We start from the raw sequence: 11,406 nt of genomic DNA on the forward strand, positions 1-11,406 counted from the left end.
TTTTGCTGTGTGTCGCTTACGCCTTAGTATCTTAGTTAAAGGAGGTAGAGATGGCAAATAATATTGTTGAATTAGTAACGGATGTTATTGCTCCAGTCATTCAGGCTCCCTATGAATTAGTGGATGTCGAATATGGCAAGATGGGTGGTGATTATGTCCTCTCCATTTTTGTGGACAAAAAGGGAGGTATTTCTCTCAATGATACGGCTGATTTATCGGAAATCATCAGTCCGCTCTTGGATGGGATTCAGCCAGATCCTTTTCCAGAACAGTACATGCTAGAAGTGACTAGTCCAGGTTTGGAGCGCCCCTTGAAAACAGCTGAGGCGGTGGAAAAGGCAGTTGGTCAGTATATCAATGTCAAGCTGTACCAAGCTATTGACAAGGTCAAGGTTTTCGAAGGGACATTGTGCTCCTTTGATGGAGACAATTTGGTTATGGAATATATGGATAAAACTCGCAAAAAGCAAGTGACTATTCCTTATCAGACAGTGGCTAAGGCCCGCATGGCGGTTAAGATTTAAGAAAAAAAGAAAGGACCTTTTGTCAAAAAAGGAAAAGAACATGAGTAAAGAAATGCTAGAAGCCTTCCGCATTTTGGAGGAAGACAAGGGTATTAAAAAAGAAGACATTATCGAGGCAGTAACGGAATCGCTCCGTTCTGCTTATAAACGCCGATATGGACAGGCTGAATCTGCTTCTATTGAATTTGATGAGAAGAAGGGAGATTTTCATGTGTATACGGTTCGTGAAGTGGTCGATGAAGTCTTTGACAGCCGTTTGGAAATTTCCTTGAAAGATGCCTTGGCAATCTCATCTGCCTATGAACTAGGTGATAAGATTAAGTTTGAAGAAGCACCTGGTGAATTTGGTCGTGTTGCAGCCCAGTCTGCGAAGCAGACCATCATGGAAAAAATGCGCAAGCAAACTCGTGCGATTACTTATAATACTTATAAGGAACACGAAGGGGAGATTATGACCGGTACGGTGGAGCGTTTTGACAATCGTTTTATCTATGTCAACCTCGGAACAATTGAAGCTCAGTTGTCCAAGCAAGACCAAATTCCTGGTGAAGTTTTCCAATCTCATGACCGTATCGAGGTTTATGTGTATAAAGTGGAGGACAATGGGCGCGGAGTCAATGTTTTCGTTAGCCGCAGTCATCCAGAAATGATTAAACGTCTCATGGAACAGGAGATTCCAGAAGTCTATGATGGTACTGTGGAGATTATGAGTGTTTCCCGTGAGGCTGGTGATCGCACAAAGGTTGCTGTTCGTAGCCACAATCCAAATGTGGATGCTATCGGTACCATTGTTGGTCGTGGTGGTGCTAATATCAAGAAGATTACTAGTAAATTCCATCCAGCTCGCTATGATGCTAAATTGGATCGGATGGTTCCGACAGAAGAAAATATCGATGTCATCGAATGGGTAGCGGATCCGGCTGAATTTATTTACAATGCGATTGCACCAGCTGAGGTAGACCTCGTCCTCTTTGATACAGAAGATGGCAAGCATGCGACGGTTGTCGTTCCAGATAACAAGCTGTCTCTGGCTATCGGTCGCCGCGGACAAAATGTTCGGTTGGCAGCTCATTTGACAGGTTTCCGCATTGATATCAAATCTGCATCTGAGTATGAAGCTATAGAAGCAGAGCTCTACGGAGATTTGGCTGAGGAAGTTTTACCAGAGTTTACAGAAGAGTAAGCAGGAGGTTTCGATGGCAAAAGCTAGGAAAATCCCTCTACGCAAGTCAGTGGTATCAGGTGAGATTATTGACAAACGCGATTTATTGCGCATCGTGAAAAATAAAGAGGGGCAAGTTTTTATTGATCCAACAGGTAAAGCAAATGGCCGTGGTGCCTATATCAAGTTGGATAATGAAGAGGCTACCCAAGCCAAGAAAAAACAAGTTTTCAATCGTGCTTTTAGCATGGAAGTGGCTCCAGAATTTTATGACGAGCTGATTGCCTATGTTGAACACAAGGTCAAAAGGAGAGAACTTGGACTCGAATAAAAAACAAAAGGTTTTGAGTCTGCTCGGCTTAGCTCAAAGAGCTGGTCGGCTGATTTCAGGTGAAGAACTGGTAGTAGAAGCCATTCGGAAAGGTCAGGCTACAATGGTCTTCTTAGCAGAGGATGCTGGTCCCAACCTAACCAAGAAAATCACAGACAAGAGCAAAACCTATCAAGTAGAAGTTATTACCGCGTTTTCAACGCTGGAATTAAGCATCGCAGTGGGAAAGAGTCGCAAGGTTCTAGCTGTTATGGATGCTGGATTTACTAAGAAAATGAGGTCTATTATGGAATAGAACAGGAGGACAAGGAATTGTCTAAGATGAGATTGAATGAAATTGCCCGCGAATTGGGTAAAACAAGTAAGGAAGTAGTAGCCAAAGCTCAAGAACTCGGCTTTGACGTCAAAAGTCATGCCTCAAGTGTTGATGATGCCAGTGCCAAACGCATTGTAGAGAGCTTTTCAGTAGCTACTAAACCAGTAGAAGCAAAATTATCAACAGCGCCAGCATCTAAGGCTGATGCCACAACTGAAACTACTGCAGTTGCAAAGGAGAAAACCAAGTCTGAAGCAGGAACTGGGGACAAGCCAGCAACTCCAACTAAACCAGCCATGCCGTCTAGACCACAAAGTCGAAACTTTAAGGCAGAACGCGAAGCTCGTGCAAAAGCAGAAGCGGAGCGCCGTGCTCAGGCTAGCGGACAAGGGAATCAAAATCGCCAGCGCAACGATCGCAATCAAGGTCGTCCGGATCGTGGTCAGAACCGTCCAGACAATCGCCATTCTGGCGGTAACCGTGACCGTGATCGCAACTTCCAAGGGCAAAACCGCAATAATCGTCGCAATGACAACCGTCGCTTTGACCAACAGGACAACCGCCAACAACAGCGCACCCAAGCGTCAGCACCAAAGATTGACTTTAAGGCGCGCGCTGCAGCCCTGAAGGCAGAGCAAAATGCTGAATATGCGCGTAGCAGTGAAGAACGCTTCCGTCAAGCACAAGAAGCCAAAAAGAAGCATCCGCCAAAAGCCAAAGAGATCAAGTTTGAGGAACCAGTTATTGAAACAAAACCTCTGGGTCCCACTCCTACCCCAGCCCCTGCACCAGTGGCTGTTGATACTCGTCGGAAGAAAGCTGCTAAGATTGAGAAAAAACGCGACTTTAGCAGTGATGTGGAAGATGGTCCACGCAAACAACAAAAGAATCGAAGTAACCAAAATCAAGTGAGAAATCAAAGAAATAGTAACTGGAACAGTAAGAAAAATAAAAAAGGCAAGAATCATCAGGCTACCAAACCAGTAACGGAGCGTAAATTCCATGAATTGCCAACAGAGTTTGAATACACAGCGGGCATGAGTGTGGCAGAAATTGCAAAACGCATTAAACGCGAACCAGCCGAAATCATTAAAAAGCTTTTCATGATGGGTGTCATGGTTACCCAAAACCAATCCTTGGACGGGGACACTATCGAGCTGCTGTTAGTAGATTATGGCATCGAAGCCAAAGAGAAGGTTGAAGTGGACAGTGCTGACATTGAGCGTTTCTTTGTCGCAGAAGATTATCTCAATGAGAATGAAATGATTGAGCGTCCACCAGTTGTGACCATCATGGGCCACGTTGACCATGGTAAAACAACTCTCTTGGATACACTACGGAACTCTCGTGTAGCAACAGGAGAAGCTGGTGGAATTACCCAGCATATTGGAGCCTACCAAATCGAGGAAAAGGGCAAGAAAATCACATTTCTGGATACACCTGGACATGCGGCCTTCACCTCCATGCGGGCGCGGGGGGCTTCCGTCACAGATTTGACTATTCTTGTCGTAGCAGCCGATGATGGAGTGATGCCACAAACGATTGAGGCCATTAATCACTCAAAAGCTGCCGAAGTACCAATCATCGTTGCTATAAACAAGATTGATAAACCAGGTGCCAACCCTGAGCGTGTGATTGGTGAGTTGGCAGAACACGGAGTTATCTCAACTGCTTGGGGCGGAGATTCCGAATTTGTTGAAATCTCAGCTAAATTCAACCAAAATATCGATGAACTATTGGAAACAGTTCTACTTGTTGCTGAAATTCAAGAACTCAAAGCAGATCCGACGGTTCGTGCTATCGGTACGGTTATTGAGGCGCACTTGGATAAAGGAAAAGGAGCGGTTGCAACCCTTCTGGTACAGCAGGGAACTCTGAATGTACAAGACCCAATCGTTGTCGGAAATACCTTTGGACGTGTCCGCGCTATGACCAATGATCTTGGTCGCCGTGTAAAAGTAGCGGGGCCATCTACACCAGTTTCCATTACAGGTCTGAATGAAGCGCCAATGGCAGGAGATCATTTCGCAGTCTACGAAGATGAAAAATCTGCTCGCGCAGCAGGTGAAGAGCGTGCCAAACGAGCCCTCCTGAAGCAACGTCAAGCCACTCAACGTGTTAGCCTAGAGAACCTCTTTGATACCCTTAAAGCTGGCGAAGTTAAGTCTGTCAACGTTATCATCAAAGCCGATGTACAAGGATCTGTTGAAGCTCTTGCCTCCTCTCTTCAAAAAATTGAAGTGGAAGGTGTGAAAGTGACAATTGTCCATGCTGCAGTTGGTGCCATTAACGAATCAGATGTGACTCTAGCCGAAGCATCCAATGCCTTTATCATCGGTTTCAACGTTCGTCCGACACCTATTGCCCGTCAGCAAGCAGATGCTGACGATGTTGAAATCCGTCTTCATAGCATTATCTACAAGGTCATCGAAGAGATGGAAGATGCCATGAAGGGACTATTGGATCCAGAATACCAAGAGAAAGTTATCGGGGAAGCTATTATCCGCGAAACCTTCAAAGTATCCAAGGTCGGAACGATTGGTGGATTTATGGTCATCAATGGTAAAGTTACCCGTGATTCAAGTGTCCGTGTCATTCGTGACGGAGTTGTTGTTCATGATGGCAAGTTGGTCAGCTTGAAGCATTACAAAGATGATGTCAAGGAAGTTGGAAATGCCCAAGAGGGTGGTCTCATGATTGAAAACTACAATGATCTCCAAGTGGATGACAACATTGAAGCTTACATCATGGAAGAAATCAAAAAATAATCTCTGCGAAGACCAAGTTCAGTTAGACTGTTTGAAACTCAGAAGGTTCTATCTGCCCTGTGCTTTCATTGTCTAAACGGCTTTCAGTTTTCGTTGAGGTGTTTGTGTCTACAAGTCCTCGTTTGGAAAAACAACATCTATTGTCAGGCTGAGAGTATTCTCAGCTTGAATTGTATTGAAAGAATGAAAGGAAGAGAATATGGCCAATCATTTTCGTAGTGATCGTGTAGGGATGGAAATCAAGCGCGAAGTCAATGAAATCCTGAAGTTAAAAGTGCGTGACCCTCGTGTTCAAGATGTGACGATTACAGATGTTCACATGACAGGTGATCTTTCCCTAGCAAAAATTTACTACACCATTCATAGCACCCTAGCTTCTGACAACCAGAAGGCCCAAACTGGTCTTGAAAAAGCGACAGGAACCATCAAACGTGAACTAGCTCGCAAGCTGACCATGTATAAAATTCCTGATTTGGTCTTTGAAAAGGACCAGTCCATCGAGTACGGAAATAAAATCGATGAAATGCTGCGGAATTTGGATATGAAATAAAAAATACACCACTGTGCATTTAGTTGTACAGTGGTTTTTTGTAATAAAATTTTATCTATACACATTGAATAAATGGTGTAAAAGGTGATATAATAAGTTAATATATCTATTTTAAAATCATAGTTTTTTGAGGTTTGATTATGAAAGTTTTTCGTCAAAAGTTAGAAAGAATATCTGGCAAGAGTAAGTTTCTTATTCTTATTCCTACCTTATCCACTATCTGTTTGCTGGTGGCTAATCTAGGGCAGTCAAGTGAGATTAAAGAATTAAATAAAAAACTGACGAATTCGCAGAATGAACATGTCCTTCTCAAAGAGGAACTAGCTTCTTTGCAAGAAGACTTTGATATGTATCAAAAGGAAAACAAGGAGTATATAGAAGAAGGAAAAGCCATTATTGAGAAGCGTAAAAAACTAAGTAGAGATGCAGAAGAAGCTGTTGGGAAAATGGAAAAGACAGTTTCTCGTGAGAGTCTCAATGAAGCTAAAAAAGCAGTTGAACTACTAGATGATAAAGAACAAAAGGAGAAGTTGACTGCTCGCATTAGTACGATTGAAACCAAATTACAGGAGAAAGAGAAGTTAGAGGCAGAAGAACGATTATTAACGGAAATTGAAGCAGCGGTTACTAAAATGGAAGCGGAACAGACTAGGGAAAATAGTCAAGCAGCTGCAGATAAACTGGGGCAATTACCTAACAGTGAGAAAAAGGAACACTACCAAAAACGGATAGATGCTGTGAATCATGCTATCAACGTCAGAGAGGCTGAACAGCAACAGCCACAACAATTTGCACAAGTTCCAGGACAGAGTGCGTATTATCCAAACTGCTCAGCGGTTCGGGCGGCTGGTGCGGCTCCTCTATATGTAGGTCAGCCAGGCTATAGCCGAAAACTCGATAGAGATGGAGATGGTGTAGCTTGTGAGTAATAAAATATCCCAGCATAAATCAATGCTGGGATATTTTTTTGTCCATATTATCCATGTTGGGCAACCGTAGGTGGTATTTAATCACGGTCAAGCGAATCAGTAAGAAAAGGATAAAGAGGGTCGTATAAACGGGAACCTTGGGTAGGTGTAGATTGACAACTAAGAGATGATAGGAAATACCTGCACCTAGGGCGAGGACAGCATAGACATCTTCTTTTAGAACGATAGGTGTTTCATTCACTAAGATATCTCGTAAAATACCTCCGCCGACCCCGGTTAGGGTGGCGAGTATGCCTGAAGTCATTGCGTTTAATTCCAAATCAGTTCCAGCACTGGCTCCAATCAAGGCGAAGATAGCCAAACCTATAGAATCAAAGACTAGGTTCGTAGTTGTCAAAAAGCGTAACATTTGTTTTTCTAATGGCATATCACTCTTCTTGATTCGAACAATCGTGTACATGATAAGAGCAACTGTTGTAGATAGGTAAATAGAAGTTGGGTCTGTCAGCGCAGTCGGTACTTGACCAATCATAGTATCGCGGATAATTCCTCCTCCTACAGCAGTTAAAATTCCTAGTAGGGTAATCCCGAAAATATCCAGATTCTTTTTGAATCCTTTTACAACACCCGATACTGAAAAAGCAATGGTGCCGATATAGTTACAAATCAATAGGAACAAATCAAAATCCATAATATCCTCCCATGTCATCTTAGCATAAAAGAGAAGAGATGACAACGTTTTCGTTATTTTGTGAAATAATAAATAAGCACGAATTTTCTTTTTTGGGTAGATTGTGAAAAAACGCACGAAATATAGGTTTTTTAGCGTTTTTTCTACTAAGAAACCGGTTCAAATATTTGCTATTTGTGAAATTATGGTCTATTATTGTAGAGAATTAGAATTATTTTTTTGGAGGACTTATGGTATCTATCTCAAAAGAACAGCATTTGGATATGTTCTTGAAAATGCAACAAATCCGTGATGTGGACATGAAGTTGAATAAATTGGTGCGTCGTGGTTTCGTACAAGGGATGACCCACTTCTCAGTTGGAGAAGAGGCTGCCGCTGTTGGACCAATTGCTGGTCTGACTGAACAAGATATTATCTTCTCACATCACCGTGGACACGGACATGTTATTGCTAAGGGAATTGACATCAACGGTATGATGGCGGAGCTTGCTGGTAAAGCGACTGGTACTTCAAAAGGTCGTGGTGGCTCTATGCACTTGGCCAATGTCGAAAAAGGAAACTTTGGTTCAAACGGTATCGTAGGTGGTGGCTATGCCCTAGCAGTCGGAGCAGCATTGACTCAGCAATACCTTGGGACAGATAATATTGTTATTGCCTTCTCAGGTGATTCTGCAACTAACGAAGGGTCTTTCCATGAGTCTATGAACTTGGCAGCAGTTTGGAACTTGCCAGTTATCTTCTTTATCACCAACAACCGTTATGGTATTTCAACAGATATCACATACTCTACGAAGATTCCTCATCTTTACCTTCGTGCAGATGCTTACGGTATGCCAGGTCACTATGTAGAAGACGGAAATGATGTCATTGCCGTCTACGAAAAAATGCAAGAAGTCATTGAATATGTACGTGCAGGAAATGGTCCAGCATTAGTAGAGGTAGAATCTTACCGTTGGTTTGGTCATTCGACAGCAGATGCTGGTGTGTACCGTACAAAAGAAGAAGTAGCAGAGTGGAAAGCCAAAGATCCACTGAAGAAGTACCGTACTTATTTGACAGAGAATAAGATTGCTACGGATGAAGAACTAGATGCCATTGAAGCACAGGTTGCAGAACAAGTAGAAGCAGCTGTGAAATTTGCACAAGAAAGTCCAGATCCAGACATCTCAGTAGCCTATGAAGATGTATTTGTAGATTAATACACGCTACGAGGGCGTCCAAAGGACACAGCAAAAAAGAATTCAGACAGCTACGATAGACTGATCAATCAGTTTTAGTCTGAATACAAAAAGCATGACATAGTAACACAATATTGATATAAACTAGGAGAATTCATATACATGGCTGAAACAAAATTAATGGCCTTGCGTGAAGCGATTAACTTGGCTCAAAGCGAGGAAATGCGCAAAGATGACAAAGTCTTTCTCATGGGTGAAGATGTAGGTATCTACGGTGGAGACTTTGGTACTTCTGTTGGGATGTTGGACGAGTTTGGACCAAAACGCGTTCGCGATACCCCTATTTCAGAAGCAGCGATTGCTGGTTCAGCGGTCGGTGCAGCCCAAACGGGCCTTCGTCCTATCGTTGATTTGACCTTCATGGACTTTATTACCATCGCTCTGGATGCTATTGTCAACCAAGCAGCAAAAACCAACTACATGTTTGGTGGTGGCTTGAAAACACCTGTCACTTTCCGTGTGGCATCTGGTTCTGGTATCGGGTCTGCTGCGCAACACTCCCAATCTCTTGAAGCATGGGTGACCCACATTCCAGGGATTAAAGTAGTTGCTCCAGGTACTGCTAACGACGCAAAAGGACTCTTGAAATCTTCTATCCTCGACAACAACCCAGTTATCTTCTTAGAGCCAAAAGCTCTTTATGGTAAAAAAGAAGAAGTCAGCCAAGATCCAGATTTCTATATCCCACTTGGTAAAGGGGATATCAAGCGCGAAGGTACAGATGTGACCATTGTGTCTTATGGTCGTATGTTGGAACGTGTTTTGAAAGCAGCTGAAGAAGTAGCTGAAGAGGGTATCAGCGTAGAAGTTGTTGACCCACGTACTCTTATCCCGTTGGATAAAGAATTGATTATCGAATCTGTTAAGAAAACTGGTAAGTTGATTTTGGTCAACGATGCTTATAAGACAGGTGGCTTCATTGGTGAAATCGCAACAATGGTGACAGAGAGCGAAGCCTTTGATTACTTGGATGCCCCAATTATCCGTATCGCATCAGATGATGTACCAGTACCTTACGCAAACATTCTTGAAAATGCTGTATTGCCAAATGTAGAAAAAATCAAAGCGGCAATCTATAAGCAAGTAAACAAGGGTTAAGCTGATAGCTACCTGCTACTTTTATAACTTTGTTAGTTTGATTTACCTGATTAAAACAGTCCTTTGGACTGTTTTAACTCCGTACTATGAACTGTGACAGGATCGGCTAATGCCTATATCATACTACCTCTAAAAAGTAAGCAGGCTATCATCTTGTATGATAAAGAATGTAAGAAAGGAATGAAGTATATCTGAAAAAATCAGATAGTTCTCCTTTCAGTAAGAAAACTGAAGAAAGGAATGGAGTCCGTTCAGAAATATTAGAAAATGAGGAAGTAAAGTTTAAAGATTTCTGCTTATCGTAGTTCTGTCATCACGACAAAAGTGTATCTACGAAATAACAGATTCTAGTCTTGCTCCCCTTTTCTAGTTCTTTTCTGTTTGGACTAGGTATCTTAAATATGGCAGTAGAAATTATCATGCCTAAGCTCGGTGTGGACATGCAAGAAGGTGAAATCATCGAGTGGAAAAAACAAGAGGGCGATTTCGTCAATGAAGGCGATGTCATCTTGGAAATGATGTCTGACAAAACCAGCATGGAATTGGAAGCGGAAGAGTCAGGCTATCTCTTGAAAATCGTTCATGGAAATGGAGCAACTGTTCCTGTAACAGAAATTATTGCTTATCTTGGTGAAGAAGGTGAAACAGTAGAAGTAGGTGCAACTCCGACAGTTGAGCCGGCAGCAGCTATAGAAGAAGTGCCAGCTGGACGTCAACCAGTGATTGTTGCTCCATCCACACCTGTACAGCCTCAAGAAGGTGATAAGATTCGTGCTACACCAGCAGCACGTAAGTTGGCGCGTGAATTGCATATTGATCTTGGAGTTGTTCCAGGTACAGGAGCAAATGGTCGCATTCATAAGTCCGATGTTGAGGACTTCAAGGATGCAGCACCAAAAGCCACTCCACTGGCAGCACGTATTGCAGCAGATAAGGGAGTTGACCTTGCAACGGTTACTGGTACAGGTGTCAATGGCAAAATTGTCAAAGAAGATGTTCTGGCCCATATTGCTCCTGCCGTAGTTGCAGAAGAAACAGCACCAAAAGCTGAAGTGAAGCCAGTTAAGGAATTGCCAGAAGGTGTCGAAATCATCAAGATGAGCCCGATGCGTAAAGCTATCTCCAAAGGTATGGTGAACTCTTATCTGACAGCACCGACCTTCACGCTCAACTATGACATTGATATGACCAACCTCATGGCACTCCGTAAGCAAGTGCTTGAGCCAATCATGAATAAGACAGGTCTTAAAGTCACCTTTACAGATTTGATTGGTTTGGCTGTGGCGCGTACCTTGATGAAAGAAGAGCATCGTTATCTCAATGCTTCTCTGATCAACGATGCACAAGAAATTGAATTGCATAAATTTGTGAATATTGGTATTGCAGTCGGTCTAGATGAAGGTTTGGTCGTGCCTGTTGTGCACGGTGTAGACAAGATGAGTTTGTCAGACTTTGTCGTGGCGTCAAAAGATGTCATCAAGAAGGCTCAGACAGGGAAGCTCAAAGGTGCGGAAATGTCTGGTTCAACCTTCTCTATCACCAACCTGGGTATGTTTGGTACTAAAAGTTTCAACCCAATCATCAATCAACCTAATTCAGCGATTCTTGGTGTATCAGCAACTGTTCAAACACCAGTTGTGATCGATGGTGAAATTAAGATTCGTCCAATCATGGCTCTATGCTTAACGATTGACCACCGTATCGTTGACGGTATGAATGGTGCTAAATTCATGGTGGACCTTAAAAATCTATTGGAAAACCCATTGGAATTGTTGATTTGATAAGAAATATAGTGTAAA

10 protein-coding genes and 2 pseudogenes are annotated in these 11,406 nt (G+C 42.7%); 11 read left to right on the forward strand and 1 reads right to left on the reverse strand.

Annotated features, from left to right (window positions below):
* The first annotated feature begins 50 nt into the window (after positions 1-50).
* The 8 genes and pseudogenes from rimP (at position 51) to F602_RS11030 (ending at position 6,580) form a co-directional block, all read left to right on the forward strand.
* Positions 51-524 carry a ribosome maturation factor RimP gene (gene rimP / locus F602_RS0104890; protein WP_018166847.1) on the forward strand — a complete coding sequence of 158 codons (474 nt, stop codon included), beginning with the start codon at positions 51-53 and terminating at the stop codon, positions 522-524.
* A 40-nt stretch (positions 525-564) separates the two neighbouring features.
* Positions 565-1,707, forward strand: coding sequence for a transcription termination factor NusA (gene nusA / locus F602_RS0104895; RefSeq protein WP_018166848.1), 1,143 nt, complete (start codon positions 565-567; stop codon positions 1,705-1,707).
* A gap of 13 nt (positions 1,708-1,720) precedes the next feature.
* A complete protein-coding gene (rnpM, locus tag F602_RS0104900; RefSeq protein ID WP_018166849.1) occupies positions 1,721-2,017 on the forward strand; it encodes an RNase P modulator RnpM in 297 nt (98 codons plus the stop codon).
* Positions 1,974-2,312 carry a YlxQ-related RNA-binding protein gene (locus F602_RS0104905; RefSeq protein ID WP_051070660.1) on the forward strand — a complete coding sequence of 113 codons (339 nt, stop codon included), beginning with the start codon at positions 1,974-1,976 and terminating at the stop codon, positions 2,310-2,312. The genes rnpM and F602_RS0104905 overlap by 44 nt, the downstream gene beginning before the upstream one ends.
* Before the next feature lie 17 nt (positions 2,313-2,329).
* A pseudogene (locus F602_RS11195) lies at positions 2,330-2,489 on the forward strand (translation initiation factor IF-2 N-terminal domain-containing protein); the annotation flags it as partial.
* 377 nt (positions 2,490-2,866) lie between these two features.
* Positions 2,867-5,101 (forward strand): annotated as a pseudogene (gene infB / locus F602_RS0104910) (translation initiation factor IF-2); the annotation flags it as partial.
* Positions 5,102-5,300: 199 nt separating this feature from the next.
* Positions 5,301-5,651, forward strand: a complete 351-nt coding sequence (rbfA, locus tag F602_RS0104915) for a 30S ribosome-binding factor RbfA (protein ID WP_018166852.1) — start codon at positions 5,301-5,303, stop codon at positions 5,649-5,651.
* Positions 5,652-5,791: 140 nt separating this feature from the next.
* Positions 5,792-6,580 carry an excalibur calcium-binding domain-containing protein gene (locus F602_RS11030; RefSeq protein ID WP_018166853.1) on the forward strand — a complete coding sequence of 263 codons (789 nt, stop codon included), beginning with the start codon at positions 5,792-5,794 and terminating at the stop codon, positions 6,578-6,580.
* Between the two features lie 19 nt (positions 6,581-6,599).
* Here the strand turns inward: F602_RS11030 and F602_RS0104925 are convergent, their stop codons facing one another.
* Entirely contained in the window at positions 6,600-7,271 is a 672-nt protein-coding gene (locus tag F602_RS0104925) for a trimeric intracellular cation channel family protein (RefSeq protein ID WP_018166854.1), read from the reverse strand.
* Between the two features lie 230 nt (positions 7,272-7,501).
* Here F602_RS0104925 and F602_RS0104930 point away from each other — a divergent pair, with 230 nt between their 5' ends.
* From F602_RS0104930 to F602_RS0104940, 3 genes are all read left to right on the forward strand, one after another.
* Positions 7,502-8,470, forward strand: a complete 969-nt coding sequence (locus F602_RS0104930; protein ID WP_018166855.1) for a thiamine pyrophosphate-dependent dehydrogenase E1 component subunit alpha — start codon at positions 7,502-7,504, stop codon at positions 8,468-8,470.
* Positions 8,471-8,611: 141 nt separating this feature from the next.
* Entirely contained in the window at positions 8,612-9,607 is a 996-nt protein-coding gene (locus F602_RS0104935; protein WP_018166856.1) for an alpha-ketoacid dehydrogenase subunit beta, read from the forward strand.
* A gap of 401 nt (positions 9,608-10,008) precedes the next feature.
* Complete coding sequence (locus tag F602_RS0104940; protein WP_018166857.1) at positions 10,009-11,388, forward strand: dihydrolipoamide acetyltransferase; 1,380 nt, start codon at positions 10,009-10,011, stop codon at positions 11,386-11,388.
* The last annotated feature ends 18 nt before the right edge of the window (positions 11,389-11,406 follow it).

It is taken from the genome of Streptococcus minor DSM 17118 (assembly GCF_000377005.1).
Classification (GTDB): Bacteria; Bacillota; Bacilli; order Lactobacillales; family Streptococcaceae; genus Streptococcus; species Streptococcus minor.

Coding starts and splice junctions, on each gene's coding strand:
- rimP (WP_018166847.1), top strand. CDS start 51: ATGGCAAATAATATTGTTGAATTAGTAACGGATGTTATTGCTCCAGTC.
- nusA (WP_018166848.1), top strand. CDS start 565: ATGAGTAAAGAAATGCTAGAAGCCTTCCGCATTTTGGAGGAAGACAAG.
- rnpM (WP_018166849.1), top strand. CDS start 1,721: ATGGCAAAAGCTAGGAAAATCCCTCTACGCAAGTCAGTGGTATCAGGT.
- F602_RS0104905 (WP_051070660.1), top strand. CDS start 1,974: ATGTTGAACACAAGGTCAAAAGGAGAGAACTTGGACTCGAATAAAAAA.
- rbfA (WP_018166852.1), top strand. CDS start 5,301: ATGGCCAATCATTTTCGTAGTGATCGTGTAGGGATGGAAATCAAGCGC.
- F602_RS11030 (WP_018166853.1), top strand. CDS start 5,792: ATGAAAGTTTTTCGTCAAAAGTTAGAAAGAATATCTGGCAAGAGTAAG.
- F602_RS0104925 (WP_018166854.1), bottom strand. CDS start 7,271: ATGGATTTTGATTTGTTCCTATTGATTTGTAACTATATCGGCACCATT.
- F602_RS0104930 (WP_018166855.1), top strand. CDS start 7,502: ATGGTATCTATCTCAAAAGAACAGCATTTGGATATGTTCTTGAAAATG.
- F602_RS0104935 (WP_018166856.1), top strand. CDS start 8,612: ATGGCTGAAACAAAATTAATGGCCTTGCGTGAAGCGATTAACTTGGCT.
- F602_RS0104940 (WP_018166857.1), top strand. CDS start 10,009: ATGGCAGTAGAAATTATCATGCCTAAGCTCGGTGTGGACATGCAAGAA.